Genomic DNA, 25,712 nt, shown 5'->3' with positions numbered 1-25,712 from the left:
AGTTATGAATTTCCCCGAGCGGTTTTCGAACCTACCGGCATATGCATTCCCGCGTCTTCGCGCCCTGTTGGATCATCATCAACCGGGCGGTGATGTCATTCACATGACGATCGGCGAACCTAAGCACGATTTTCCGGACTGGGTGACCGACGTAATTCTGGAGAATGCCGCGGGGTTTCAGTCCTATCCGCCGAATGAAGGGTCGCCGGATCTGCGCGCGGCGATCACGGGCTGGATCAAACGCCGCTATGGCGTGGCGATGGACCTGGAAACCAACGTGATGGCCCTGAACGGAACGCGCGAGGGGCTGTACAACGCGGCTATGGCGCTGTGTCCGGAACAAAAGAATGGCCAGCAACCAGCTATCCTGTGCCCGAACCCGTTCTATCAGGTCTACATGGTTGCCTCGCTCTCGGTTGGGGCGGAACCAATATTCGTGCCTGCAACGGCGGCAACAGGTCATCTGCCTGACTATGCCAGCTTGCCCGACGACATCCTGAACCGGACAGCCATTGCTTACATTTGTTCCCCGGCTAATCCGCAGGGCGCCGTTGCCTCACACGCCTATTGGGTTGAACTGATAAAACTGGCAGAGAAGTACGATTTTCGCATCTTTGCCGACGAGTGTTACTCTGAGATCTACCGCGACACCGTGCCCGTGGGCGTTCTGACGGTCGCACAGGAACTGGGCGCAGATCCCGAGCGTGTGACCCTGTTCAACTCATTGTCGAAACGGTCGAACCTGGCCGGTCTGCGATCCGGTTTGATTGCGGGCGGGCCCGAGACGATCAAGCGGGTTACACTATTGCGCAGCTACGCAGGCGCACCCTTGTCGGCCCCGTTACAAGCGGCGGCGGCCAAAGTCTGGTCGGACGAGGATCACGTTGTCGAAAACCGCGCGCTATATCAGGAAAAATATAGCATCGCAGATGAGGTCTTTGCTGGCGTACAGGGCTACATGCCGCCTGAGGCCGGGTTTTTCCTGTGGCTGCCCGTCGAAAATGGCGAAGACGCGGCACTGAAGCTTTGGCAGCAAACCGGCGTCCGGGTTCTGCCAGGCGCATTTCTTTCTCAAGGTGATCCGGGCAGCAACCCGGGTGAGGCATTTATCAGGGCCGCCATGGTGGCCCCAAAAACAGAGATGCAGCGCGGGCTGAAATTGCTTCGCGACTGCCTCTATTCGTGAGGTACGAGGGCAAAATGGCATCATTGAACGCGCGCAATCGCGATCCATTGTTGGACAGCACGACGCAGGCCGCCATTGAACGGCGCAGCAAGGAATTGATCGGGATCGCCCTGATCCTGTTGGGGTTCGCGGCTGCGGCAATGATCTGGTCTTACACGCCGGATGATCCGAACTGGATGGTGTCCACAGATGCGCCGGTGCAGAACTGGATGGGGCGGACTGGCGCCTCAATCGCAGCGCCTTTGTTCATGATCGTCGGCTGGGGCAGTTGGGGCATCGCGTTGGTCCTGATCGCGTGGGGTGTGCGTTTTGCCGGGCATTATGGCGAAGAGCGCGCTGTGGCGCGGCTGATCTTTGCCCCGATCTGGATTGCAGTTGTATCCGTTTATGCCGCAACCCTGGTGCCCGGCGCGGAATGGCGTGCCACGCACAGCTATGGGCTGGGTGGTTTGTTTGGCGATACGGTCATGGGTGCGTTGCTGACGCTGCTGCCAATCTCATCGCATTTCATGGTCAAGCTGATGTCACTCGCCATGGCGGTTGGAATGCTGTCTATGGGTGTCTTTGTAACAGGGTTCACCAAAACGGATGTTGTGCGCGGAACCCGCGCGTTCCTGCTGGGTCTTGTCGTGTCCTACGATGCTCTGATGAACCTGATGGGCCGCGGTGCATCTGCGACGGCAAAGGCGGCCCGCGACCGGCGCGCACACTGGGATGACCGCAGGGCGGCGCGGGCTGAAGCTGCCGAAGCCGAATTCGAGGACGAAATCGTCTTTGGAGATCCGGTTTTTGAAGACGCAGAGTTACAAGCTCCGGCGCCTGCGACCAAAACAGGGTTACTAGCCCGAATGCCGGCCTTGATCCGGCGCCCAGACCCAATGCCGGAACCCGAGCTGATCGATCCGGAACCTGTCACCGGGTATGATGAGATGCCCGGCGAAGACCGCATTCGGTCGAAAATTTCCGCCGCCGTGCGCAGCCGCAAAGTGGCAACGGGTGAGATGACAGCTGAACCGGACCCGAACCTGCCATTGACCAAGGGACGGGGACGCGGGCCGGATCCGTTGATCCTCAATACGCACCAGGCGGGTGGTCTGCCACCAGAACCTCCGGTTACCTCGACCGGTTTGCCGCCCGAACCACCCCTTACGGCATCCGGTCTCCCGGATTGGCAGGAACCTGTGGAAGATGAGTTTGCTCCGCAGACAGACGACGGATTCGATCCGGCGCAGGATTATCTGCCGCAACCGGATTTCGACGATGAGGCTGTGCTGGTGGATGGTGCCCAATCACGTCCCGCGATGAAGATTCCTGTGGCCGAACCGCGCAAACCCGTTGTCGCGCAGCCTGTCCGGCGTGCCCCACCCCCGTCGCGCCGCGCGCAGGCCGAGGCGCAACCCACTTTGTCTTTTGAGGAAAAACACGCCGATTTCGAACTTCCGCCGCTTGGCCTGCTGTCCAACCCGTCCAAAATCCAGCGCCATCATCTGAGCGATGAAGCCCTGGAGGAAAACGCGCGGATGCTGGAAAACGTGTTGGACGACTATGGTGTGAAGGGCGAAATCGTTAGCGTTCGCCCCGGTCCTGTCGTCACCATGTACGAACTGGAGCCCGCTCCAGGTTTGAAAGCCAGCCGCGTGATCGGTCTGGCTGATGACATTGCCCGCTCAATGTCGGCCTTGTCTGCGCGCGTCTCGACCCTGCCCGGCCGCTCTGTCATCGGTATCGAACTGCCGAATGAAAACCGCGAGATGGTGGTATTGCGCGAAATCCTCGCCAGCCGTGATTTCGGAGACGGCAACCATGCGTTACCTCTTGCGCTGGGCAAGGATATTGGTGGCGAGTCCGTTGTGGCAAATCTGGCAAAAATGCCTCACCTGCTGATCGCCGGGACCACCGGTTCCGGTAAATCGGTAGCGATCAACACAATGATTCTGTCGTTGCTCTATAAGCTGACGCCGGATGAATGCCGCCTGATCATGATCGACCCCAAGATGCTGGAGCTGTCCGTCTATGACGGCATTCCGCACCTACTGTCGCCCGTTGTGACCGATCCAAAAAAGGCGGTTGTCGCCCTGAAATGGGTCGTGGGTGAGATGGAGGATCGTTATCGCAAGATGTCCAAAATGGGCGTCCGCAACATCGCAGGCTACAATGGCCGCGTAAAAGATGCCCTATCCAAGGGAGAACTGTTCAGTCGCACGGTCCAGACCGGGTTTGACGACGAAACCGGCGAACCGATGTTCGAGACCGAGGAATTCGCACCCGAAGCGATGCCCTATATCGTCGTGATCGTCGACGAGATGGCCGACCTGATGATGGTCGCGGGTAAAGAGATCGAGGCCTGCATCCAGCGTCTGGCGCAGATGGCGCGCGCCTCGGGCATTCACCTGATAATGGCGACCCAACGCCCCTCGGTCGACGTGATCACCGGAACGATCAAGGCAAACTTCCCGACCCGGATCTCGTTCCAGGTGACGTCGAAAGTCGATAGCCGGACCATTCTGGGTGAAATGGGGGCCGAGCAACTGCTGGGGCAGGGCGACATGCTTTACATGGCAGGTGGCGCAAAGATCACCCGTTGCCACGGTCCATTTGTTTCGGACGAAGAGGTCGAAGAAATCGTTAACCACCTGAAACAGTTCGGACCGCCGGATTATGTAAGCACTGTGTTGGATGGCCCGGCCGAAGACAAAGCCGACAATATCGATGCTGTCTTGGGCCTGGGTGTTGGTGGCAACACGAATGGTGAGGATGCGCTCTATGATCAGGCGGTCGCAATTGTGATCAAGGATCGCAAGTGCTCGACCTCATACATTCAGCGAAAACTCGCCATTGGCTACAACAAAGCTGCGCGGCTTGTTGAGCAAATGGAGGAGGAAGGCGTTGTTTCGACGGCAAATCACGTCGGAAAGCGGGAAATCCTGGTCCCCGAGCAATAGGATATTTAATAACACGGGCTGAGCGCATATCTGTGGGGCATGAAACAGATTGCCTTAGCCCTCGCGTTGACACTCTCCGCGCCTGCTGTGTGGGCGGCAGATAAACTGCCGCTGTCACAAATCTCCAACTATCTGAACGGGTTGAAAACGGTTCAAACCACGTTCACGCAGGTCAATGATAACGGGTCGCTCAGCACGGGAAAGCTGTGGTTGGAGCGACCCGGAAAGATGCGGTTCGAATACGACCCACCCAACAGCGCAGTGGTTGTGGCGCGTTCTGGCAGCGTCAAGATCTTTGATCCGAAGTCAAATCAACCGCCCGAGCAGTACCCGCTGAACCGCACGCCTCTGTCGCTGGTACTGGCGCGCAATGTGAACCTGAGTCAGGCCAATATGGTCGTCGGGCACGACTTTGACGGAACTGCCACGGTTGTGACAGCGCAGGATCCCAAAAATCCCGACTCCGGTCGCATCGAACTGATGTTCACTGGCGATCCGGTTGAACTCCGAAAATGGGTGATTCACGACAGTGCGGGGACCCAGACAACAGTCTTGCTGGGACAGCTGACCGAAGGTGGCCCTGTCGATCAGGACCTGTTTTCCAGCAGAACCCGCAGCGGATCAGGCAATCGCTGACCCGCTGTCGGATGCGTTAGTATCTGCAGCTGGCCAATTGGGCCTGATACATCTGAGCGCGGGAATCCACGTCATTGGCTACGTTCACCAACCAGGATTTGCTGTTGTAGCTGCCGCGGGCAAACCCTGTGTGCCCCTCGTGATACGCGAGATACTGATTGCGCGTGTCGGTCGGGTGGATGCCGTTCCGCTCGTACGTCTTGTTCATGTACCAGCCGATGAAATCCGACGCGTCACGGATACGGTCCCGTTTGGCGCGGCGTTTCCCGGTTTCTTTCTGGTATTCTTCCCAGGTCCCGTCCAGCGCTTGGCTAAAGCCATAGGCGCTGCTTTGACGGCCCATCGGAATGACGCCCAGAACATACCTATGCGGTGTGCGCGCGTCGTGACGATACCGGCTTTCCTGATAGATTGTTGCCATCTGAACGTGAACCGGGACGCCCCATTTTCGCTCGGTGCTCTTGAACGCTTTGATAAAGTCTGGACGTTCGCGCGCAATGCTGCACGCGTCATTGAGTTTGCTGGGCGGGCGCTGGGACCCACCACCACAGGATGCCAAAAGCAGCACCCCAAGGAGTACGAAAAGAATTCTGCTCATGTGCCTCGTGCCTTTTTTCTGCATTCTAGCGCAGATTGCAGGCAGAGGAAATCACTTTCGTTACAAAACCATAGCCAGCACAACTGGCAAGGCACCCACCGACAACAGTGTGGAAACCATGACCATACCGGCCACCGCGTCGGAATCGGCGTTAAACCGCTCGGCAAGCAAATAGGACGTGACCGCGACGGGCGTGCACATCTGTAAAACCAGAACGCCAAAGGCCACCGTCTCAAGACCGAAGGACAGGGCCACCGTCCAGCCGAGGGCAAAGCAAACACCCAACTTCAGGACCGCAAGCCATGCGGCCTGACCCAACCTCTGCGGGGCCAATCTGGCAATGGCGACACCCAGCGTAATCAGCATCATCGGCACGGCCATTTGACCCAGCAAGCCCAGCGTATTTGTCAGAAACAGCGGTGTTTCCCATCCGCGCCACAAAAACAACGCGCCCAGAAGCGTGGCCCAAACCATCGGCTCGCGCAGCACCTTTCCGAACGACCCTTTCCCTGCAACAAGGTAGATACCGTAAGTAAATGAAAACAGAGCGGAAATCGAAAAGAAGATCACAGCATAGCCAAGCCCGACCTGGCCGAAGGCAAAGATGCACAGCGGCAATCCCAAGTTACCAGTATTGCCAAAAATCAGCGGAGACAGGTACGTGCGTTGGTCCAGGTTCAGCACGCGAACGACCAGCCAGAACACGCTTGCAAGGGCGAGGTTTGCCAAGATCGCCGCCACGGTAAATCGCGAAAGATCGCCGCCCGGAATATCCGTTTGCATCAGCGCCACAAAGATCAGGCTGGGCACCGCAAGGGTCATGGCAAAGCGGGTTACAAATTGCAGACGGTACTCGAAACCCAGCCGGACCCACGCAAATCCGACGCCGCCCAACAGGAAAACCGGCGCAACGATTTCGAACACTGTCAGTAAGAGGTTCACAGACTGTTTCCTTAAATTTCAGATCAATGATTGGCATTCCGGCCCGGAACACGCTAGTAAGTGCGGTGGGGGCAGAAGAGATGCTGAAGACACAAGCTAAGTACCGCCTGGGTCAGGTGGTTCGCCACAAAAAACATCCCTTTCGAGGGGTGATTTTTGACGTTGACCCCGAGTTTTCCAACACCGAAGAATGGTACGAGGCAATCCCCGAGGACAGCCGCCCGATCAAGGATCAGCCGTTTTATCATTTGCTGGCCGAAAATGATCAGTCCTTCTATGTGGCTTATGTTTCAGAACAAAATCTGATTGCTGACCAATCCGGCGAACCGGTTGAACATCCCGATATTCCCAACATGTTCGGACCGTTCGAGGATGGGGTCTACCCGCTGCACTTTCATCTGAACTGACCGATCCGAAACTCGGCACGGACCCGCGTTCTCAATACCCCAGTGCACATCCATCTTTGCGAGGGTCACTGGCCCCTTGCAAAACACCATCACTGCGGATTCGGATGGCTTGGGCGCCGCCGATAGGTGTTTCTGAAATGTGGATATTGTGCCCCATTTCAGATAACTATTTCGAAATCTCGGTAGAATACCCCTGTTCCAGTTTGAGGGCAGGGCCGTCGGCAAATGCACGCGGCGCGTCTATACTGGCCTGCAGCCCAAGTCCAAAATCCGTGAGGTTGGACAAGAAGCGCGCGTGCCCGGTGGGCTGATAGGCACCGCCCATCACGCCAAAGGGCATCTCGACGCGGCCGTTCTGTCGCAGCAGTCCGGGAATGATTGTGTGCATCGGGCGTTTGCCACCGCTCAGTTCATTAGGATGGCCGGGCTCCAGAGAGAACCCAGCCCCTCGGTTTTGCAGCAGAATACCGTACTTCTCGGACGCGATCCCCGACCCGAAGCTATGAAAGATCGAATAGATCAGCGAAACGGCCATGCGATCACGATCCACAACGGTGATATACACGGTGTCCTTATGAACGGCTTCGGTTAGGGGTGCGGCTGCCGGCATTGCACGTTTGGGGTCGATCAACGCGGCAAGCCTAGCCGCAGTTTCAGGGTCCAAGAAACGCTCGGCCCGGGCTGTGTGATCCGGATCGGCAATAAAACGGTTGCGGGCATCATAGGCCAGTTTCGTAGCCTCGGCCTCGATATGCACCCGTTCGGCCCCGAATGGATCCATCTTTGACAGATCGAAATGCTTGAGAATGTTGAGCAGCAGAATCGCGGTGGCGCCTTGCCCATTGGGCGGATGCTCCACCAGTTCGGTTCCGTTATAGTCACCACTTATAGGCTCTGACACGGTGCATCTCGTGGCTTCAAAATCCTCAGCGGTGTGAACGCCCCCCATCAATGACAGCGTTGCGATCATGTCGTGGGCGATGTCGCCCGAATAGAAGGCGTCACGCCCGTCGCGGGCAATCCGGCGCAACACCTCGGCCTGACCTGGCGCGCGAAAAATCTGTCCAACCTGAGGGATCTGCCCCTCGATCAGATAATGCTCTCGCGCCGCGCCCTGAAGCACGGTTTCTCCGGTTTGCCAGTCAAAGGCGACGCGTTCCGCAACCGGAACACCGCGATCAGCGTATTGAATTGCGGGTTGCAAGATCACGTCCAAACCCAAGCGCCCTTCGGTTTCTGCGAGGTGACAAAACGCGTCGACCGCGCCGGGTATCGTGATTGCGTCCGGCGTGTTTAAGGGCACAGTCGACAAGCCGTTGATCCGCAACTCTTCAGCCCGCGTCGCCGCCGCGGCGCGGCCAGAGCCATTGAGCCCGCGAATGATGTTTTCGCCGGCCCGGTTGTAGAGAACAAAGCAATCCCCGCCCAAGCCGGTCATCTGCGGTTCGCAAATGCCAAGCACAACCGCCCCAGCAATCGCGGCATCCATCGCGTTGCCGCCCTGTGTCAGAATGTCGATTGCCACCTTTGCCGCAAGCGGGTGCGAGGTTGCGCACATCCCCTCTGTCGCCAGTACTTCGGACCGACCCGGTTGTTGCAAATCGCGCATTCCGCAAACCCTCCCGCTTAACGGGGCGAAGGTATTACGCAATCCAGGATTGTCCAGCCATTTCAAGGGAGAAGTTCCTCGGCGCCGTTCACTGGGTGGGGGCTGTGACACATGGCGCCGAGGGAAGCTATCTGAGCTACGGGATATGTTATGTCGCCTGTTTGAGGCGCTACAATGGTTCGAAAAAGGCCTTATTGTGGCCATTCATGCCCAATCAATCCTGTCTTGCAAAGTCAAACCGCAGCGACAGCCGGTTGCAACCGCGACTGTACTCATAGCGGATATCGTTGGTCAGCTGGTGGATCAGAAACCAGCCAAACCCGCCCTCGGGCAGCTCCTGAACAGACGTCCCAAGCGGCGCGGGTGTCCCATCAGGTGGGTGAAGTCCTGGCAAGGGATTGCCCGTGTCCGAAATCAAGATGTCCAGTCTGTCCTGATCCAGTCGGCAGGTGACGCGGACTTTGGCGGGCGCAATTCCGGCGTAGGCGTGTTCCACGACGTTATTGATTGCCTCGGCCAGGGCAATCTTCACGTCATCTGCTTTGTGCGGGGGAAGCCCCCGCTTCTCTAGGCCGCTGCTAAGCTCGGCGATTCCGACACTGGCTTCGGTCTCAATCGCGGGGAAGCTCAGCTCCAGGCAGGGTTCGTCAGAAAGAGGCTTCACGCCGGTCCACTCCTGCTGAAGGGTCATTCCATAGCGACTGACAAAGCGTCGTCAAGACTGGCGAAAAGCTTGAAAACCGTGTCCATACGGGTCAACCGAAAGACTTTTTCGACCACCGGCTGCAGACCGGCGAGGTCCAGCCGTCGGTCTTCGCCCAGTTGTTTCATCGACGCGACAATTGCGCCTAGCCCGCTGGAATCGATGAACTCTACATTGGACAGATCAAGTACAACACGACTCGCGCCGCCTTCAGTTTCAGTGCGCATATCTTCCTTGAACTCAATGGCCATTGCGGCGTCGATGCGTTTCGCATGAACCGTGATGACCTGAGTTGTGTCGGTCGTTGTGCTGGTGAGTGCCATGTTCGACCGTCCTCCGAATTTGATGATACGTCGTAGAAATACGCTAGACGGCAATTCTTACCATTCGGTATTCAGAAGGCGGGAAACAGGAGGACAACCCGGATGAAAGACGTCGTGATTGTAGGGGCCGCGCGCACGCCTATGGGTGGATTTCAGGGAATGTTCGACGGTGTTGCTGCTGCGGACCTTGGCGGGCACGCAATCAAGGCGGCGCTGGCCCAAGCCGGCGCGCAGACGGTTGATGAGGTTCTGATGGGTTGTGTCCTTCCTGCGGGGCAGGGCCAGGCGCCCGCCCGCCAGTCCGGGTTTGCGGCAGGGCTGGACGAGTCGGTACCTGCGACAACGCTCAACAAGATGTGCGGGTCGGGGATGAAAGCGGCTATGATGGCCTATGACCAGATCGCATTGGGGCATGCCGATACAATGGTTGCTGGCGGAATGGAGAGCATGACAAACGCGCCATACCTGTTGCCCAAGATGCGCGGCGGGGCCCGTATTGGCCATGGTCAGGTCGTCGATCACATGTTTCTGGACGGGTTGGAAGACGCTTATGACAAGGGTCGCTTGATGGGTACATTTGCCGAAGACTGTGCCGAAGCATACCAGTTCACACGCGAGGCGCAGGATGAATATGCGCTGCAATCGCTCTCTAACGCGCTGGCGGCTCAGGACAATGGCGCCTTTGACGGTGAAATCACGCCCGTCACTGTGCGAACCCGAAAAGGTGAGATCACACAGGAAACGGATGAGCAGCCAAAATCTGCTCGGCCCGAAAAGATCCCCACACTGAAACCTGCGTTTCGCAAGGACGGGACCGTGACGGCGGCCAATTCATCCTCCATTTCAGACGGCGCCGCCGCGCTGGTGCTTGCGTCTGCAGATGCGGCCGAAACGCAGGGGTTGACCGTCCGCGCCCGCATTCTGGGGCATGCCAGCCACGCACAGGCACCTGGTCTTTTCACAACAGCCCCGGTTCCGGCGGCGCAAAAACTGCTGTCCAAAATCGGATGGTCCAAGGACGATGTCGATTTGTGGGAGGTCAACGAAGCCTTTGCCGTCGTTCCCATGGCCTTCATGCACGAGATGGGTTTGCCGCGTGACAAAGTGAACGTGAACGGCGGTGCCTGTGCCCTTGGGCACCCGATTGGCGCATCCGGTGCGCGGATCATGGTGACGCTGCTGAATGCGCTGGAAAAACGAGATCTCAAACGCGGCGTGGCCGCCATTTGTATCGGAGGCGGAGAGGGCACAGCCATCGCAATCGAACGCGTTTGACGGTTCACCCATTTTCCAATACTCCGAAACAGCTTGGACCCTTGGCGATAACAAGGGTCAGGTTTTGTTAAAACTTGCCGCCAATAGCACCGTCATGAGCCTTGATTACGATACGCTTGCCAAAACCATATCGGCCCTGACCGAAGGGGAAACCGATCTCGTCGCCCTCATGGCGACTGTGGCCTGCGAAGTGCATCATGCGGACGCCCGTTTCGACTGGACCGGGTTCTACCGGGTGACCGAACCGGGCCTGTTGAAAATCGGTCCTTATCAGGGTGGGCATGGCTGTCTTGTGATCCCGTTCGAGCGCGGCGTGTGTGGTGCGGCGGCGCGCACGGGTGAAGTTCAGTTGGTGGCAGACGTTGATGCCTTCCCGGGTCATATCGCCTGCGCCACATCCACAAGGTCAGAGCTGGTGTTGCCAGTGCGTAATACTGCCGGCGACGTCATGGCAGTGTTCGACATCGACAGCGACCAGCCTGATGCGTTTGACGAAGATGACGCCCGGAATCTGGATGCAATCCTGACGCAGGTCTTTGCAAGAGGATAACGGCGTTCAAAAGGTATCCAAACCTAATCGACACGCCGAACCTTGGGGCTTGCAACGCTGAGCTTGTCATTCCGGTGTTCAGTATCGACGGTGGAAGCGAAGACCGATTTTCATATTGTTTCCAGGGCCTTGGTTGATACCAGAAAGTAAAATGCAAGCGCCTGCACGCCCAACAAGCCGAAAAGAATTGCAGTGAAACCGCGCTTACGGCTTTTGTGGCGAAAAATCCATCGACCCAGCAGGGCACACGGGCTGCCCCCCAACGCGGCAAGCCATAACAGCTTGCGCTCGGGCACGCGTCGTTTTCGGCGCCGAGCCCGCAGTTTGTCCCACCCGAAAACCAGTAAGGTTAATCCATTGATTGTCCATAGGTAGGTGACCGCAATCCACATGCGTGCGACTTACCTAAGCCGTCACCAGACCGCAAATGAAAAACTGCTTGGATTTTTCACCGATTCGCATCAAGATGAAAATCAGGGAAGAAATTTCACGAGATATCGGAGTGGCAATTGAACAGCCAAGCCCCCCAACGTGCGACACTCGGTGCCGATATTCGTGCCTTGCGCAAGGCGCGTGGACTGACTCTGACCGAGATCGCGGCACGTTTGGACCGCTCTGTCGGCTGGCTCAGTCAGGTGGAGCGTGACCTGTCAGAACCTTCGATCTCGGATCTGCGTTTGATTGCCGAGTGTCTGGGTGTGCCAATGTCGATGTTGTTTGCCCATTCCGCCGCGCCGGTCGAAGAACAAGGTTACGTTGTGCGAGCGGGATCGCGGCGCCCCATGGGCTCGCGCGAGGAAGGGTTGATCGAAGAGCTGCTGTCGCCGGACCTGACGGATGATTTCGAAGTCGTTCATTCGACCTTTGAACCCAATTCCCGGATGCAAACCCCAGCAGATCGACCCACGCAAGAAGTCGGATATCTGGTCTCAGGACAGCTGGATCTGACGATCGGGTCGCGTCGCTTTTCGGTCGGCCCGGGGGACAGCTTTCGGATCAAGCACGAAACCTATCACTGGGCCAACCCATATGATGAGCCTGCCGTGGCCGTCTGGGTCATTGCCCCGCCGGTGTACTGATGAGCCTGGAAGCCTGGACCATATTCGCGCTGTTCTGGGTGGTGTTTGTCACTACGCCCGGCCCGAATGCGGTCAATTGCATATCCAACGGGATGAGCTTGACGTTCCCCAAGGCCATGTTGGGCGTTCTGGCAATTCTGACACAGGCCAGTACTTTTCTGATCCTGTCTGCGCTGGGCGTAACCGCTTTGATAGCGGCTTCACCTTCCGGGTTTTTTGTCGCGAAACTGATCGGTGCGGGGTTTCTGATTTGGCTTGGTGTTCGCGGCTGGATGAACGCCACAAAACCTGCCCCTTCAACGGAACGCCCGGCGCAACATGTGTATCTGCATGCGCTGGCCATTGCGACCATCAATCCCAAGAGCGTGGCGGGATATCTGGCAGCCTTTTCGCAATTTGTGCAGCCGGATGTTCCGATATGGCAGCAGATGTTTGTCATTATGCCCACCGCCCTGATCATCACAACGCTGAGCTATACGGGGTTCACCCTGCTTGGGGCGCTGATGGGCAAGGCTGCACTTGGGGCGGTTTTCAACATCTGGGTGCGCCGCGTGATGGCCACCTGTTTCGTCGTGTATGGCGTGTTGCTGGGTACCAGTACCGCGCCGGCAACAAGGGGGTAGTGCGATGCAAACCGGGTCCTGCCTGTGCGGCGCAGTTACGTTCACAATTGAGGGTACGTTGTCGCCGCCCTCAGCGTGCCATTGCGGTCAGTGCCGCAAGCAATCCGGCCATGTCTGGGCCTCGACGTCGACCCATCAGGACAATCTGAACATCGATGCTGACGAAACCCTAACCTGGTTCCGGGCCTCTGACATTGCGCGACGCGGGTTCTGCCGCGACTGCGGCGCCTTTCTGTTTTGGCAGTATAATGACGAGGACACCATTTCGATTTCTATGGGGGCGCTCAGCGAACCCACCGGGCTACGGCTTTCCCGGCACATCTTTGTGGCCGACAAGGGCGACTACTACGACATCACGGACGACCTGCCTCAAGAGGCACAGTAACAGGGATCAAGAAATATGAGCGACTTTCCGACAAAAGCCCGCGTGGTCATTATCGGCGGCGGTGTGGTGGGGGCCTCCTCGCTGTATCATCTGGCCAAGAAGGGCTGGACCGACTGTGTTCTGCTGGAAAAGAATGAACTGACCGCAGGCTCGACGTGGCATGCTGCGGGCAACGTACCGACCTTTTCAACATCGTGGGCGATCATGAACATGCAGCGCTATTCGACCGAGCTGTATGCGCGTCTGGGTGAAGAGGTCGATTACCCGATGAACTATCACCAGTCCGGCTCGATCCGACTGGCGCATTCGAAAGAGCGGGTACAGGAGTTCGAACGCGCCATGGCGATGGGCCGCTATCAGGGCATCGAGATGGAGATGTGGACGCCCGAACAGGCCAAGGAAAAGTATCCATTCCTTGAAACGCACGATCTGGAAGGCGTGCTGTATGACCCTAGTGACGGTGACATTGATCCGGCGCAGCTGACGCAAGCTTTGGCCAAGGGCGCGCGGGATATGGGCCAGAAGATTCTCCGCTTCACCCCCGCGACCGGTGTGACCCAGCATGATGATGGCACATGGGCTGTTCACACTGACAAGGGTGATATCGCCTGCGACCACGTGGTCAATGCGGCTGGCTACTACGCACAGCGAGTCGGTGAGTGGTTCAAGCCCTTCGGTGGTCGAACGGTTCCCGCCATGGTTATGAGCCACCAGTACCTGTTGACAGATGAGATTCCCGAAATCGAAGCATGGTCAAAGGAAAATGGCGGCAAGCTGCCTCTGCTGCGCGACGTGGATATCTCGTACTACCTGCGTCAGGAAAAGAACGGCTTCAACCTTGGACCCTACGAGCCCAACTGCAAGGGCCACTGGATGACCGAGGATGACCCGATGCCCGAAGATTTCAGCTTTCAGCTTTGGAACGACGATCTGGACCGGATCGAAGATATCATGACCGACGCTATGGAGCGTGTGCCGCTGATGGCAAGCTCGGGCGTTGGCCGCGTGATTAACGGCCCGATCCCTTACGCGCCGGACGGACTGCCGCTGATCGGTCCGATGCCGGGTGTGAGAAACGCGTTTGAGGCGCACACATTCACCTTTGGCATCGCGCAGGGCGGGGGCGCCGGAAAGGTTCTGGCGGAATGGATCGTCGATGGCGCGACCGAATGGGACATGTGGGCGGTCGATCCGCGCCGTTACACCGATTACACCGATCAGGATTACTGCAACCAGAAAGGCATGGAGGTCTACGGCAACGAATACGCCATGCACTTCCCGCATCACGAATGGCCTGCCGCACGCGACAAGAAGCTGTCTCCGGTACATGACAAGGTCAAAGCGCTGGGCGGCGTGATGGGTGCTTATAACGGATGGGAGCGCGCCAACTGGTTCGCGCAGCCAGGCGATGACGCGTCGCTCGAGGCGACCCACACCTGGGGCCGCTCCGGCCCATGGGAGCAGCGCATCCGAGAAGAATGCGAAGCGGTGCGAGATCATTGTGGCGTGCTGGATTTGCCGGGCTTCTCACGTTTCATGCTCAGGGGAGAGGGCGCCGCCGAAGCGCTGCGTGGTTTAGCCACTGGCGGGTTGCCAAAGGTCGGCCGGATGAACCTGATCTATATCTCGGATAGCCGCGGTCGAATTCTGACTGAAATGTCCTGCATCCGTTTGGGTGAGGATGAGTTTATGATGATCACGGCGGCAACCGCGCAATGGCATGATCGGGATATCCTCATGACCGCGATGCCTGCCAGTGTGTCGATCGAAGATGTGACCACCACGCGCGACACGCTGATCGTCACTGGTCCGAAATCGCGTGAGATCCTGTCCACCATGACCGATGCGGATCTGACGTCGGGATGGTTGACCCACCAATCCGCGACTGTTGCGGGTCAGCCCGCATATCTGATCCGCGTCTCCTTTGCGGGAGAGCTGGGTTGGGAGGTGCACGCCCTAAACGAACACATGCCTGCGATCTACGACGCGATTATCGACGCCGGTGCCAAGCCATTTGGGATGTACGCCCTGAACTCTCTGCGTATCGAAAAGGGATACCGCGCATGGAAAGGCGATCTGAGCACCGATTACTCGCTGCTGGAAGGCGGTCTGGAACGCTTTGTCAAACTGGACAAGCCGCAGGACTTCCCCGGCAAGGCTGCGATCCTGAACGAAAAGCAGCAAGGCGTGAAGAAATCCTTTGTCACGCTGACTGTCGAGGCCGGTGCCTGTGACGCGCCTTACATGTCCTGCATCTGGCAGGGGGATCAGATCGTGGGCGAGACGACCTCGGGCGCGTGGGGCTATCGCGTCGGCAAATCCATCGCGCTGGGCATGATCAAGGCCGAGCTTGCCAATCCCGGTACCGAACTTGAGGTCGAAATCTACGGCCAAAAATGCCGCGCTGTGGTAGAGCAGGACCAACCGCTCTGGGATCCCGAGAACGAGCGGTTGCGCGCTTAAACTCTCGCGGAGACAGCCATGAGCAAACGATACGCAAAGCTGGGGCCCGGAGAGGGTCCCAACTATGGCTGGGAGAATGACCACACCTTTGTAAAGGTGTCAGGTCAGGACACAGACGGGGCGTATACGCTTATGGAAGACAATCTGAAGGCCAGCTTCGCGCTTGGCCTCCATCGTCATGACAGCCACGCCGAGACGTTCTATTTTCTGGAAGGCGAGGTGGATTTCTATGTCGATGGGGATTGGCATCGTTGTTCGCCGGGCACGACGATGCACGTACCGGCGGGCATTCCGCATGCGTGTCGCGTGGCGGGTGGTGCCCCGGCGAAGATGCTTATGATCTTTCAGCCATCAGGCTTCGATGGCTTTCTCGCCGAGTTGGCAACTATGGGTGACGCCGATTTTGCGGACCAGACCAAAATGGCAGAGTTGAACGCCCGCTACGACATTGTTCCGATGGGCCCGGTTCCGCCTTATCCCGACGGTAGGGCCTGATAAGTGGTTGCGCCAAATACCATGTCCGGCGTCTACCTTACCGGTCACGGTGGTCCGGAAGTGCTGGAGTGGCGCAAGGACATTCCTGTTCCCGCCCCCGGCCCGGGGCAGGTTCTGGTGCGGGTTGCGGCTGCCGGCGTGAACAACACCGATATCAACACGCGCGTCGGCTGGTATTCGTCAGACGTGACCGGTGCCACAAACGCTGTCGACCAGGTCGTCGAGGCCGGTGGCTGGGGTGGTGCGCTGCATTTCCCGCGCATTCAGGGCGGCGATCTGTGCGGTATTGTCGAACTCGTAGGACCTCGAACCAATTTCGAACCAGGACAGCGCGTGACCTGCCCGATCAATCTGCCGCGCCCGCGACCAGGGCATCCACATGGCTTCATTGCGTTGGGATCGGAAATTGATGGGGCCTTTGCGGAGTTTTGTCTGGTCGAGGCGGATGATCTTTATGATGTTTCGTCTTCGCCTTTGTCCGACGTTGAAGTTGCCGCCATCCCCTGTGCGTTTGGCACCGCCGAAAACCTGCTGACCCGCGCTGGCGTAACGGCAGGTCACAAGGTTCTGATCACCGGGGCGTCCGGTGGCGTCGGTCTGGCTGCGGTGCAACTGGCGACCCTTCGGGGCGCGTCTGTCTGGGGTGTGACCTCACCCTCCAAAGCCGAAGTGGTCAAAGCCCAGGGCGCAGCGGAAACCTTCGACCGCGATGCCATCTTGCCAGCCGACAGGTTTGACGTTGTGATTGATGTGGTCGGTGGCCCGGCTTGGCCCACCCTTATCGAGGCGCTGAGACCCGGCGGGCATTACGCTGTGTCAGGTGCAATCGCAGGCCCGATTGTCGAAGCGGATTTGCGTGACATATATCTGCGCGACATCACGATTCACGGATGTACCTACCAATCACCGGACATCTTCGGCCGTCTCGTTGGGTTGATGAACGGCGGACGGATCAAGCCATTGATATCACGAATCTATCCGTTGCAAGAGATAGCCCGGGCACAGGAGGATTTCCAATCCAAATCCTTGCCGGGCAAGCTGGTTCTGATCCCCTGAGAAAGACAAATTATGGCAGATATCACTCTTTTGGATGGCTCGGTCGGACAAGAGCTGGTCAAGCGCAGCGGTGACAATCCGACACCCTTGTGGTCGACCCGGGTCATGATCGATCATCCCGATCTGGTGGGCGCGGTTCATGCTGAATACTTCCGCCGGGGTGCCACTATCGCGACGACAAACACCTATGCGATCCACCGCTCGCGTCTGGTGCGCGAGGGTCTGGAAGACCAACTGGAAATGCTTATTGCAACAGCAGTGTCGCAGGCTGAGGCGGCGCGGCGCGACCCTTCGGCCCGCATTGCCGGGGCTCTTGGCCCTCTGCTGGCCTCTTATCGACCCGACTTGAACCCCGATCCTGAGGAGGCTGGTGCCAAGTTCACGGAACTGGCCGAACTGATGCGCGACCGGGTGGACCTCTTCCTGATCGAAACAGTCTCGTCGGTGCTGGAAGCCGATGGCGCATTGCGCGGCACTACTAACTCCGGAAAACCGGTTTGGCTGGCTCTGACAGTCATGGGCGGCGATGGTTCCCGTTTGCGGTCCGGCGAAGCGCTCGGCGACATTGGTCCGCTTGTCGCGCAATATGCACCTCAGGCTGTGCTGATCAACTGTTCCCGACCCGAAGCGATTCCGGCAGCTCTTGAAATTCTTGCCGGAATGGGCCTGCCTTATGGTGCCTATGCCAACGGATTTACACATATTTCCGACGGCTTTTTGGAAGACGCACCGACGGTCGACAGTCTGGACCGGCGTCACGATCTCGGACCGGACGCCTATGCCGCGCATGTCATGCACTGGATCGATCAGGGCGCGACAATTGTCGGCGGCTGTTGCGAGATCGGCCCCGATCACATTGAAACCCTTGCGAAGCGCATTCGAGCGGCCGGTCACCGGATCGTCTGAGGAGTTCGCATGACGGTCAAGACGCACCCTGACAAAGCCCAGCTAGACAAAGAAACCTGGCACTTTGACGTTCTGGTCGCGCCAGGGTTTGTGTTGTTGGAGCTCGCGTCATTGGTGGATGTATTGCGTTTGGCCAACAGGGTTTGCTCACGACCTCCGTTCACCTATGCGTATCGTTCTTTGCGCGGTGGCCCGGTACCCAGCAGCAGCGCGGCGACCGTGACGACCGAACGCATCCTTCCGCATCCCAAGGCTGACTATCTGTTTGTTATCGGCAATTCGGATCCCGATCACCCGGACCTTTCGTTGGGACGGATCGTCTCGGATTACACCTATCGTGGCGCACAGGTCTTTTTGCTAGCAGAAGCCGCCAGTCGCTACATCGATGAACAAGGCACCGACAACCTGGCAACCCATTGGGAAAATGCATCCTTTCTGAGAGAGCGCGGTGCGCGGTTTGAGGCCAAGCTGTCAATCGCAACCGAACAGGGCGGCGTCGTGACCTGCGCCGGGATGGGCGCGACAACTGATGTTTCCCTGGCCGTGATCGGGCGGCATGTTTCCGGACCCGCCAAGATGACGGTCGCCGACATCATGCTGCACGAGAATATTCGGGACTTCTCGTCCATGCAGCCGTTTTCCGGCGCCAAGACAAGCGCTACGGGCGACGCTAAGTTGGATCAGTGTCTCAAGCTGATGCAGGCACATATCGAAGACCCGTTGCCGATTCAAGAGATCGTCAACGAACTGCACCTGTCGAACCGCTCGCTGGAGCGTAAGTTCAAATCCTTCTTTGGGACGACCCCGAACGGGTTTTATCGCGAGATGCGACTGGCCAAAGCCAATAACCTGCTGCTCAACACCACGATGAGCGTACGGGAAATCGGACTGGCTTGCGGTTTTCCCAACGGGTTTTCCTCGGTCTACAAAAGCGTTTTTGGCGTCACGCCCTTTGTCATGCGGCGGGAAAGAAGGCAGATGTCGCAAAGGTGATTTTTGCCGACACGCTGACGCTTTTGGTGGGTTTCCTGTCGATCTTTCGTGTCAGGTAGGGGAAAACCTGACAAAGCGGAGACATCAGGATGGTTGATCTTCCCACCAAGGCCCGTGTGGTCATTATCGGCGGCGGTGTGATCGGATGTTCGGTTGCCTATCACCTGACCAAAAAGGGCTGGAAGGATGTTGTTCTGCTGGAACGCAAGCAACTGACCAGCGGAACGACCTGGCATGCAGCGGGTCTGATCGCACAGCTGCGGGCAACCGCGAACATGACCAAACTGGCGAAGTATAGCCAAGAGCTTTACGGCGCGTTGGAGGCAGAAACCGGCGTCGCGACCGGGTTCAAGCGGGTCGGGTCGATCACTGTGGCGCTGACCGAAGAGCGTAAGGAAGAGATTTACCGCCAGGCCGCCATGGCGCGCGCCTTTGGCGTCGAGGTCGAAGAGATCTCGAACGAACGGGTGCAAGAGATGTATCCGCATCTAAATCTCGATGGTGTCACAGGCGCTGTTTACCTGCCGCTGGACGGGCAGGGCGATCCGGCAAACATCGCGCTGGCGCTTGCCAAGGGCGCGCGGCAGCGGGGCGGCATCGTTAAGGAACGGGTGAAGGTCACAGATATCGTCAAACAGGGCCGCAAGGTCACCGGCGTCGACTGGGTTTCCGATGACGGCAGCGCCTCGGGTCATATCGAATGTGACATGGTGGTGAACTGCGCGGGCATGTGGGGGCACGAGGTTGGCCGTATGGCAGGCGTGAATGTACCGCTGCATGCGTGTGAGCATTTCTACATCGTCTCGGAACCCATCGAAGGTCTGACCCCTCTGCCGGTTTTGCGCGTGCCGGATGAATGCGCCTACTACAAGGAAGATGCAGGCAAGATGATGCTGGGCGCGTTTGAGCCAAACGCCAAACCCTGGGCCATGGACGGCATCCCCGACAGCTTTGAGTTCGACCAACTGCCCGAGGATTTCGACCATTTTGAGCCGATCCTCGAAGCCGCCTGTGAACGTATGCCGATGCTGGCGGAGGCGGGGATTCACACTTTCTTCAACGGTCCCGAGAGCTTTACGCCGGACGATGCCTATCATCTCGGACTCGCACCTGAGATGGACAACGTCTGGGTGGCTGCCGGGTTCAACTCGATCGGAATCCAGTCCGCCGGCGGTGCGGGCATGGCGCTGGCTGAATGGATGGACAGTGGCGAGAAACCGTTCGATCTCGGAGATGTGGACATCAGCCGTATGCAGCCGTTTCAGGGCAACAAACAATACCTGTTCGAACGCTCGAAAGAGACATTGGGCCTGCTTTACGCCGACCACTACCCGTATCGTCAGAAGGCTACTGCGCGCGGTGTGCGCCGGACACCGTTCCACCATCACCTGAAGGAGCAGGGTGCTGTTTTTGGCGAATTGGCTGGTTGGGAACGCGCCAACTGGTTTGCCAATGAGGGTCAGGAACGCGAGTATCAGTATAGCTGGAAACGCCAGAACTGGTTTGAGAATTCAGCCGCAGAACACCGTGCCGTGCGTGAGAATGTCGGCATGTATGACATGTCCTCGTTCGGCAAGATCCGCGTCGAAGGTCCTGATGCCGAGAAATTCATGAACTATATCGGCGGTGGCGATTACTCGGTGCCCAACGGCAAGATCGTCTATACGCAATTCCTCAACAGCGCGGGCGGGATCGAGGCTGACGTCACAGTCACGCGCCTGAACCAGACCTCTTACCTGGTTGTCACCCCTGCCGCCACTCGACTGGCAGATCAGACATGGATGATGCGCAACTCTGGTGGCTTTAACGTGGTGATCACCGACGTGACGGCAGGTGAGGGTGTATTGGCAGTCATGGGACCGAACGCGCGGGTCCTACTGGAAAAGGTGTCGCCAGCGGATTTCTCGAATGCATCAAACCCCTTTGGTACGGCGCAAGAGATCGAGATTGGCATGGGTCTCGCGCGGGCGCATCGCGTGACTTACGTTGGTGAGCTCGGTTGGGAAATCTATGTCTCGTCGGATATGGCCGGTCACGTGTTTGAAACACTGCATGAAGCTGGGCAGGACATGGGTCTGAAGCTCTGCGGTATGCATATGATGGACAGTTGCCGCATTGAAAAAGGGTTCCGCCATTTTGGTCATGATATTACCTGCGAAGACCACGTTGTTGACGCAGGGCTTGGCTTTGCGGTGAAAGCGGACAAGGGGTGCGATTTCATTGGGCGTGAGGCTGTGATTGAGCGCAAGGGGTCGGGGCCAAAGAACAGATTGGTTCAGTTCAAGCTGACAGACGCCGAGCCGCTGCTGTTCCACAATGAGCCGATTGTCCGAGATGGCGCGTATGTAGGCTATCTCAGTTCAGGCAACTACGGGCACACTTTGGGTGCCGCGATCGGCATGGGCTATGTTCCGTGCGAAGGGGAAAAAGCTGCGGATGTGCTTGGATCGACATATGAGATCGACGTGTGTGGCGTCAAAGTCAAAGCCGAGGCGTCTTTGAAGCCGATGTATGATCCGAAATCCGAGCGCGTAAAGGTTTGACGGATAGTGATCGGGGCTGGGCCAATAAGCGCCCAGCCTCGATTTTGCGACATTGAACCAGTGACCCATCACAATTCTTGATACCCGACTTCACGGTTTTCCCAGTTCCCAACAGGCCCTGATCTGCCGTAAAGGAATCCGGTATCAACCGGAGAGCCGCCGTGGCAGACACCCCTTCGCCAGCCCAAGATGCCGATACGCCAAAAGGTCTTGCGTTGGCAGTCACGGCGTATGTGCTGTGGGGCTTCCTGCCGCTTTACATGAAAGCGATGGAGCACATGGGGCCGGTCGAGGTTGTGTCTCATCGCATCATTTGGTCGGTTCCTGTGGCTGGCCTGCTGTTGGTCGCACTGGGGCGCACCCGCGATATCAAAGCGGCGATCAGGAATCCCAAGATGTTGGGTATGGCGGCTCTGACCGCCGCGCTAATCTCCGTGAACTGGGGCATCTACGTCTGGGCCATTACGTCAGGGCATGCTCTGGATGCGGCGCTTGGGTACTATATCAATCCGCTGTTCAGCATAGCGCTGGGCGCGATCCTTTTGCGCGAGCCGTTGAACCGGACTCAGTTGGTGGCGGTTGGGCTGGCGGCCTTGGGTGTTCTGGTGCTGGTACTCGAGGCGGGCAGGCTGCCCTGGGCGGCTTTGGGGCTGATGGTGAGCTGGGGGTTTTATGCCTTCTTCAAGCGCTCACTTCCCATTGGTCCAAATCAAGGGTTCCTGCTTGAGGTTCTGATCCTGTTGATCCCCGCACTCGCCCATGTGACCTGGTTGGGCACTAAGGGGACCGGGCATTTCGGGGCGGTGGCGACCGACACAATGTTGTTGGCCGGAGCAGGCATCGTGACGGCCGTTCCGTTGCTTGTGTACGCCAACGGCGCAAAGCTGGTGCGATTGTCTACGATGGGCATTCTACAGTATATTGCGCCGACCATGATCTTCATCACGGCGATAGCGGTTTTCGGAGAGCAAGTGGATCGTGGTCGTATGATTGCGTTCCCGCTGATCTGGGCCGCCCTGGTGGTGTATTCGATCCCTATGATCCGGCAGGCGCGGGCTCAGGCCTGAAGCAGAATACCGGCCGCTTCGTCGGCCCACAGCGCATAAGTTCTTGGGCTGGGATGATACCCGTCAGGCGCGGCAAGCGCCGGGTCATCCGGTAAGTCCAGTGTCAAATGCCGGGCCTGAGAATAAGCGGCGACAACCTGCTGTAGCCCGTCATCCAACCGGGCGGCCTGACGACCCAGAACCCACGCCAACGGTTGCGGCAGGGCCGGAAAGCGGTTCATCTGCGGTACGGCGGTTGCAACGACCGTCCGAGCGCCAAGCCCATTTGTGAGAAGATCCAGCAACTGTGCTTGCCGCTCGGCAAATGCCTTTCGCGTAACGGCGCGGGTCACATCGTTCACGCCAAGCGCGGTGACAACCGCATCGAATGGACCCTCGAGGTCCTTCAACCTGTCGATGGTATCCTGCGTGGTATGTCCTGTCGTCGCCTCCAATCGCCATTCGACCGAGTAGTGTCTCGCCAATCGGCTAACTAAATGCCCTGACAAAGCCTGCGCCTGTGTTCCCGCGCCCACCCCGGCTGCGGAACTGTCACCCGTGATCAGAAGACGTAAGCGTGGCCCCCGCCCGTCGCGCCCTTGTCTCGGACCGGTTGGCTCCGGCAACAGTTGTGCCTTGCGGCGGACGGACAACCCTTGCACCGCTAGAACCGGCAACAACGGCACCCGCAAAATCTGATCGGTCGCTATCGGGCGCGGCATAATCAACTCAGCGCGTTTTGGAATTCCAGGAACCGGGCGTCCTTCATCACCCTGGCCATCATGGCCTCGCGCAGTGCGCCGACAGTCTTACAAGGTCGCATAGCCACTTCGAAGGTTTGAATCAGACCCTCGTCATTCAGGGTGATCAGATCGACACCAACAGCGTCCAGATCCCCAACTTTGCATTGAAATTCCAGCGCCCAGTCCTTGCCGTCGCCCATGAACCGACGATAGCAGAAGTCCGAAAAGACCTGCCCGACATGACCCAGCACCGCAGCCACGGGCGCACGTCCGGTCCAGGTGGCGTAATAGGTGGGCGGCATGAACTGCACATCTTCGGCCAGAAGGTCCGCAATCAGCGTATCGTCGCCTTTGGCGACCACGTCTTTCAGTCTCTCGATTGTCGGGTGCATGTCCACTCCTCCGGTTTAATGCGAGCGTCTCCGAAGGCGGTACTGCACGCAAGGACGACGTTGCGGGAGGTTGTGGGCTGCGATAGGCAGGCGGCTATGAGCGAGACCTATGATCCCCCCAAACGCCACTGGACGTGCTGCATGAAGACTCGCAACTGATCGTGGTGAACAAGCCGCCGGGATTGCTGTCGGTTCCGGGGAAGGGGTCTCATTTAGCCGACTGTCTGTTGGCGCGCGTTCAGTTGGCGTTTCCGCAGGCTTTACTGGTGCATCGGCTGGATCGTGATACGTCCGGCATCATGGTGTTTGCCCAGACACCACATGCGCAGCGCCATCTCGGCCTGCAGTTTGAAAAGCGCCAGACGCGCAAAACCTATGTGGCGCGCGTCTGGGGGCGGGTTGAGCCGAAATCCGGAACTGTCGATCTGCCACTGATTGTTGACTGGCCTAATCGTCCGCGTCAGATCGTGTGCCACGACACTGGCAAGCCCGCCACGACAGACTGGCGTGTGGTGAAGCGCGAAGGGGATACGACCCGAATGCGGCTCTTCCCGAAAACAGGCCGCTCACATCAATTGCGGGTCCATATGCAAGCGCTCGGTCACCCTATTCTGGGTGATCCGTTTTATGCCGAGGGTGCGGCCCGGGACTTCTCCCGCCTGATGTTGCATTCCGAAGAACTTCGGCTGAAACACCCCGAAGGCGGGATTTCTATGACATTCCGGGCGGCCCCGTCGTTCTGACGTCAGGCGGTGCTGCTCCACAGCGCTTTTAGATTGCCCAGTGAAAACCACCGTGCCCGTTTTCTGGGTTTGAACTGACTGCATTGTCGGGCGGTCATGATCTCGCGTTCGATCTCGAACGCACGCAGGGTGTGGTCTTGCGACCAGCGATCCAGTTTTAGTGTCATCAGGACGTGGTTGTCGCGGCTTGGCATTGTGCGCTCCTTTCTCCAGGTTTGGCCAAGTCTTGCGCATCACTCCTGACACCACCCTGTCAGTGGGGTGTGCTAGGGTGTCAGCAGATCGACAGGAGACTGACATGCGCCGTTCGACCCGATTGTTTGAAATCATCCAGATTCTGCGGGCTTCAGGCGCCCCGGTGACGGCCGAGGCGTTGGCGGAAAAGCTCGAGGTGTCTGTGCGGACCGTGTATCGGGACATCGCTGAACTACAGGCGCAACGGACACCGATCGAAGGAGAGGCGGGTGTCGGATATCTGATGCGACGCGGCTATGACCTTCCGCCGCTGAATTTCGATGCCGAAGAGGTCGAGGCTTTGTGGGTCGGGCTGTCGATGCTGGCGCGGACCGGGGACAGTCACCTGCAGCGCGCTGCGAAACGCATTTGCCAAAAAATTGACGCGCTCCATTGCCCAGCCGATTGGTTGCAGGTCGCGCCTTGGGGTTCGCCGCCGGACGATCCGGCGAAAGGATGCGTCCCGGTTGCACATTTCAGGCAGGCAATCCGCGCAGAGCAGAAGATCCGGATCACCTATGTAGATTCGAATGATCAGCGCACCGAACGGATCGTGCGGCCGGTCGCACTGACATACCATATCGAATGCACGATGCTGGCCGGGTGGTGTGAATTGCGCAACGGCTTCCGCCACTTCCGCACGGACAGAATCTGGGCCAGCGAACCAACCGACGAAGACTTTCGCGGCCAGGGCGAGGCACTGCGGGACCTTTGGCAAGAGCAAAACGGGACGCCCCAGTCTGCAGGTGCCGCCTGAATGGCAGGTATTTGCCGATTTCACCGTTTTGTTGCTTGAGCCCACCTATGCGAGCCGTGATATACTAGGCCACAAGAGGCATA

General features: G+C 58.3%; 26 protein-coding genes and 1 pseudogene. 18 read left to right on the top strand and 9 right to left on the bottom strand.

Annotation, left to right across the window (positions count from 1 at the left end):
- Positions 1 to 4 precede the first annotated feature (4 nt).
- From ACR3ES_RS00360 to ACR3ES_RS00350, 3 genes are read left to right on the top strand one after another with little or no spacing between them, the layout of a single operon-like run.
- On the top strand, positions 5 to 1,186 hold the full coding sequence (locus tag ACR3ES_RS00360; protein ID WP_170431029.1) for an aminotransferase class I/II-fold pyridoxal phosphate-dependent enzyme: 1,182 nt from the start codon (positions 5 to 7) through the stop codon (positions 1,184 to 1,186).
- A 14-nt stretch (positions 1,187 to 1,200) separates the two neighbouring features.
- Entirely contained in the window at positions 1,201 to 4,128 is a 2,928-nt protein-coding gene (locus tag ACR3ES_RS00355) for a DNA translocase FtsK (protein ID WP_170431030.1), read from the top strand.
- A gap of 39 nt (positions 4,129 to 4,167) precedes the next feature.
- Positions 4,168 to 4,764, top strand: coding sequence for an outer membrane lipoprotein carrier protein LolA (locus ACR3ES_RS00350; protein WP_170431032.1), 597 nt, complete (start codon positions 4,168 to 4,170; stop codon positions 4,762 to 4,764).
- 16 nt (positions 4,765 to 4,780) lie between these two features.
- Here the strand turns inward: ACR3ES_RS00350 and ACR3ES_RS00345 are convergent, their stop codons facing one another.
- Together ACR3ES_RS00345 and ACR3ES_RS00340 are read right to left on the bottom strand one after the other, a co-directional pair.
- A complete protein-coding gene (locus ACR3ES_RS00345) occupies positions 4,781 to 5,362 on the bottom strand; it encodes a transglycosylase SLT domain-containing protein (protein WP_170431034.1) in 582 nt (193 codons plus the stop codon).
- A gap of 60 nt (positions 5,363 to 5,422) precedes the next feature.
- On the bottom strand, positions 5,423 to 6,304 hold the full coding sequence (locus tag ACR3ES_RS00340; RefSeq protein WP_480424574.1) for an AEC family transporter: 882 nt from the start codon (positions 6,302 to 6,304) through the stop codon (positions 5,423 to 5,425).
- 80 nt (positions 6,305 to 6,384) lie between these two features.
- On the opposite strand from ACR3ES_RS00340, the gene hspQ reads away from it, so the two are divergent.
- Positions 6,385 to 6,711, top strand: coding sequence for a heat shock protein HspQ (gene hspQ, locus ACR3ES_RS00335; protein ID WP_170431039.1), 327 nt, complete (start codon positions 6,385 to 6,387; stop codon positions 6,709 to 6,711).
- A gap of 31 nt (positions 6,712 to 6,742) precedes the next feature.
- Here the strand turns inward: hspQ and ACR3ES_RS00330 are convergent.
- The 3 genes and pseudogenes from ACR3ES_RS00330 to ACR3ES_RS00320 form a co-directional block, all read right to left on the bottom strand.
- Positions 6,743 to 8,320 (bottom strand): annotated as a pseudogene (locus ACR3ES_RS00330) (gamma-glutamyltransferase family protein).
- Positions 8,321 to 8,534: 214 nt separating this feature from the next.
- Positions 8,535 to 8,984: an ATP-binding protein gene (locus tag ACR3ES_RS00325; protein WP_480424571.1), complete on the bottom strand. Its 450-nt coding sequence runs from the start codon at positions 8,982 to 8,984 to the stop codon at positions 8,535 to 8,537.
- 23 nt (positions 8,985 to 9,007) lie between these two features.
- Positions 9,008 to 9,346 carry an STAS domain-containing protein gene (locus ACR3ES_RS00320; protein WP_170431045.1) on the bottom strand — a complete coding sequence of 113 codons (339 nt, stop codon included), beginning with the start codon at positions 9,344 to 9,346 and terminating at the stop codon, positions 9,008 to 9,010.
- 102 nt (positions 9,347 to 9,448) lie between these two features.
- On the opposite strand from ACR3ES_RS00320, the gene ACR3ES_RS00315 reads away from it, so the two are divergent.
- Entirely contained in the window at positions 9,449 to 10,621 is a 1,173-nt protein-coding gene (locus tag ACR3ES_RS00315) for an acetyl-CoA C-acyltransferase (RefSeq protein WP_170431046.1), read from the top strand.
- Between the two features lie 94 nt (positions 10,622 to 10,715).
- On the top strand, positions 10,716 to 11,171 hold the full coding sequence (locus tag ACR3ES_RS00310; protein WP_170431048.1) for a GAF domain-containing protein: 456 nt from the start codon (positions 10,716 to 10,718) through the stop codon (positions 11,169 to 11,171).
- Between the two features lie 110 nt (positions 11,172 to 11,281).
- Here the strand turns inward: ACR3ES_RS00310 and ACR3ES_RS00305 are convergent, their stop codons facing one another.
- A complete protein-coding gene (locus tag ACR3ES_RS00305) occupies positions 11,282 to 11,563 on the bottom strand; it encodes a DUF1294 domain-containing protein (protein WP_170431050.1) in 282 nt (93 codons plus the stop codon).
- Between the two features lie 117 nt (positions 11,564 to 11,680).
- Here ACR3ES_RS00305 and ACR3ES_RS00300 point away from each other — a divergent pair, with 117 nt between their 5' ends.
- From ACR3ES_RS00300 to rarD, 10 genes are all read left to right on the top strand, one after another.
- Complete coding sequence (locus ACR3ES_RS00300) at positions 11,681 to 12,250, top strand: XRE family transcriptional regulator (protein ID WP_170431052.1); 570 nt, start codon at positions 11,681 to 11,683, stop codon at positions 12,248 to 12,250.
- Positions 12,250 to 12,873, top strand: a complete 624-nt coding sequence (locus ACR3ES_RS00295; RefSeq protein ID WP_170431055.1) for a LysE family translocator — start codon at positions 12,250 to 12,252, stop codon at positions 12,871 to 12,873. The genes ACR3ES_RS00300 and ACR3ES_RS00295 overlap by 1 nt, the downstream gene beginning before the upstream one ends.
- A gap of 4 nt (positions 12,874 to 12,877) precedes the next feature.
- Positions 12,878 to 13,258 carry a GFA family protein gene (locus ACR3ES_RS00290; protein WP_480424568.1) on the top strand — a complete coding sequence of 127 codons (381 nt, stop codon included), beginning with the start codon at positions 12,878 to 12,880 and terminating at the stop codon, positions 13,256 to 13,258.
- Positions 13,259 to 13,273: 15 nt separating this feature from the next.
- Positions 13,274 to 15,721 (top strand): GcvT family protein, encoded by a 2,448-nt coding sequence (locus tag ACR3ES_RS00285; RefSeq protein ID WP_170431059.1) that lies wholly within the window; start codon positions 13,274 to 13,276, stop codon positions 15,719 to 15,721.
- An 18-nt stretch (positions 15,722 to 15,739) separates the two neighbouring features.
- Entirely contained in the window at positions 15,740 to 16,216 is a 477-nt protein-coding gene (locus ACR3ES_RS00280) for a cupin domain-containing protein (RefSeq protein ID WP_170431061.1), read from the top strand.
- Positions 16,217 to 16,237: 21 nt separating this feature from the next.
- Positions 16,238 to 17,272, top strand: a complete 1,035-nt coding sequence (locus ACR3ES_RS00275) for an alcohol dehydrogenase family protein (protein WP_170431236.1) — start codon at positions 16,238 to 16,240, stop codon at positions 17,270 to 17,272.
- Between the two features lie 12 nt (positions 17,273 to 17,284).
- Entirely contained in the window at positions 17,285 to 18,178 is an 894-nt protein-coding gene (locus ACR3ES_RS00270) for a homocysteine S-methyltransferase family protein (protein ID WP_480424566.1), read from the top strand.
- Positions 18,179 to 18,187: 9 nt separating this feature from the next.
- Positions 18,188 to 19,171 (top strand): helix-turn-helix domain-containing protein, encoded by a 984-nt coding sequence (locus ACR3ES_RS00265; protein WP_170431065.1) that lies wholly within the window; start codon positions 18,188 to 18,190, stop codon positions 19,169 to 19,171.
- Positions 19,172 to 19,260: 89 nt separating this feature from the next.
- Positions 19,261 to 21,714, top strand: coding sequence for a GcvT family protein (locus ACR3ES_RS00260; protein WP_170431067.1), 2,454 nt, complete (start codon positions 19,261 to 19,263; stop codon positions 21,712 to 21,714).
- A gap of 161 nt (positions 21,715 to 21,875) precedes the next feature.
- On the top strand, positions 21,876 to 22,781 hold the full coding sequence (gene rarD, locus ACR3ES_RS00255) for an EamA family transporter RarD (protein ID WP_170431069.1): 906 nt from the start codon (positions 21,876 to 21,878) through the stop codon (positions 22,779 to 22,781).
- Here rarD and ACR3ES_RS00250 read toward each other — a convergent pair.
- Entirely contained in the window at positions 22,772 to 23,482 is a 711-nt protein-coding gene (locus tag ACR3ES_RS00250; protein WP_170431071.1) for an SGNH/GDSL hydrolase family protein, read from the bottom strand. The genes rarD and ACR3ES_RS00250 overlap by 10 nt on opposite strands.
- Positions 23,483 to 23,484: 2 nt before the next feature.
- Entirely contained in the window at positions 23,485 to 23,895 is a 411-nt protein-coding gene (locus ACR3ES_RS00245) for a nuclear transport factor 2 family protein (protein ID WP_170431073.1), read from the bottom strand.
- Between the two features lie 134 nt (positions 23,896 to 24,029).
- Here ACR3ES_RS00245 and ACR3ES_RS00240 point away from each other — a divergent pair, with 134 nt between their 5' ends.
- On the top strand, positions 24,030 to 24,638 hold the full coding sequence (locus ACR3ES_RS00240) for an RluA family pseudouridine synthase (protein ID WP_480634334.1): 609 nt from the start codon (positions 24,030 to 24,032) through the stop codon (positions 24,636 to 24,638).
- A gap of 2 nt (positions 24,639 to 24,640) precedes the next feature.
- Here ACR3ES_RS00240 and ACR3ES_RS00235 read toward each other — a convergent pair whose 3' ends face one another.
- Entirely contained in the window at positions 24,641 to 24,832 is a 192-nt protein-coding gene (locus tag ACR3ES_RS00235; protein ID WP_170431077.1) for a hypothetical protein, read from the bottom strand.
- Positions 24,833 to 24,936: 104 nt separating this feature from the next.
- On the opposite strand from ACR3ES_RS00235, the gene ACR3ES_RS00230 reads away from it, so the two are divergent.
- A complete protein-coding gene (locus ACR3ES_RS00230) occupies positions 24,937 to 25,629 on the top strand; it encodes a helix-turn-helix transcriptional regulator (protein ID WP_170431079.1) in 693 nt (230 codons plus the stop codon).
- Positions 25,630 to 25,712: the final 83 nt, after the last annotated feature.

It is taken from the genome of Ruegeria sp. B1 (assembly GCF_056535885.1).
The sequence above is the reverse complement of the archived record's forward strand: the minus strand, read 5'-3'. Positions and strand labels throughout refer to the sequence as shown.

What these genes read in the sequence shown, in the direction of transcription:
- hspQ (WP_170431039.1), top strand. Translation starts at nt 6,385, where the DNA reads ATGCTGAAGACACAAGCTAAGTACCGCCTGGGTCAGGTGGTTCGCCAC.
- ACR3ES_RS00305 (WP_170431050.1), bottom strand. Translation starts at nt 11,563, where the DNA reads ATGTGGATTGCGGTCACCTACCTATGGACAATCAATGGATTAACCTTA.
- ACR3ES_RS00250 (WP_170431071.1), bottom strand. Translation starts at nt 23,482, where the DNA reads ATGCCGCGCCCGATAGCGACCGATCAGATTTTGCGGGTGCCGTTGTTG.
- ACR3ES_RS00320 (WP_170431045.1), bottom strand. Translation starts at nt 9,346, where the DNA reads ATGGCACTCACCAGCACAACGACCGACACAACTCAGGTCATCACGGTT.
- ACR3ES_RS00285 (WP_170431059.1), top strand. Translation starts at nt 13,274, where the DNA reads ATGAGCGACTTTCCGACAAAAGCCCGCGTGGTCATTATCGGCGGCGGT.
- ACR3ES_RS00360 (WP_170431029.1), top strand. Translation starts at nt 5, where the DNA reads ATGAATTTCCCCGAGCGGTTTTCGAACCTACCGGCATATGCATTCCCG.
- ACR3ES_RS00350 (WP_170431032.1), top strand. Translation starts at nt 4,168, where the DNA reads ATGAAACAGATTGCCTTAGCCCTCGCGTTGACACTCTCCGCGCCTGCT.
- ACR3ES_RS00235 (WP_170431077.1), bottom strand. Translation starts at nt 24,832, where the DNA reads ATGCCAAGCCGCGACAACCACGTCCTGATGACACTAAAACTGGATCGC.
- ACR3ES_RS00295 (WP_170431055.1), top strand. Translation starts at nt 12,250, where the DNA reads ATGAGCCTGGAAGCCTGGACCATATTCGCGCTGTTCTGGGTGGTGTTT.
- ACR3ES_RS00345 (WP_170431034.1), bottom strand. Translation starts at nt 5,362, where the DNA reads ATGAGCAGAATTCTTTTCGTACTCCTTGGGGTGCTGCTTTTGGCATCC.
- ACR3ES_RS00290 (WP_480424568.1), top strand. Translation starts at nt 12,878, where the DNA reads ATGCAAACCGGGTCCTGCCTGTGCGGCGCAGTTACGTTCACAATTGAG.
- ACR3ES_RS00270 (WP_480424566.1), top strand. Translation starts at nt 17,285, where the DNA reads ATGGCAGATATCACTCTTTTGGATGGCTCGGTCGGACAAGAGCTGGTC.
- ACR3ES_RS00230 (WP_170431079.1), top strand. Translation starts at nt 24,937, where the DNA reads ATGCGCCGTTCGACCCGATTGTTTGAAATCATCCAGATTCTGCGGGCT.
- ACR3ES_RS00310 (WP_170431048.1), top strand. Translation starts at nt 10,716, where the DNA reads ATGAGCCTTGATTACGATACGCTTGCCAAAACCATATCGGCCCTGACC.
- ACR3ES_RS00260 (WP_170431067.1), top strand. Translation starts at nt 19,261, where the DNA reads ATGGTTGATCTTCCCACCAAGGCCCGTGTGGTCATTATCGGCGGCGGT.
- ACR3ES_RS00245 (WP_170431073.1), bottom strand. Translation starts at nt 23,895, where the DNA reads ATGCACCCGACAATCGAGAGACTGAAAGACGTGGTCGCCAAAGGCGAC.
- ACR3ES_RS00280 (WP_170431061.1), top strand. Translation starts at nt 15,740, where the DNA reads ATGAGCAAACGATACGCAAAGCTGGGGCCCGGAGAGGGTCCCAACTAT.
- ACR3ES_RS00355 (WP_170431030.1), top strand. Translation starts at nt 1,201, where the DNA reads ATGGCATCATTGAACGCGCGCAATCGCGATCCATTGTTGGACAGCACG.
- ACR3ES_RS00275 (WP_170431236.1), top strand. Translation starts at nt 16,238, where the DNA reads ATGTCCGGCGTCTACCTTACCGGTCACGGTGGTCCGGAAGTGCTGGAG.
- ACR3ES_RS00265 (WP_170431065.1), top strand. Translation starts at nt 18,188, where the DNA reads ATGACGGTCAAGACGCACCCTGACAAAGCCCAGCTAGACAAAGAAACC.
- ACR3ES_RS00315 (WP_170431046.1), top strand. Translation starts at nt 9,449, where the DNA reads ATGAAAGACGTCGTGATTGTAGGGGCCGCGCGCACGCCTATGGGTGGA.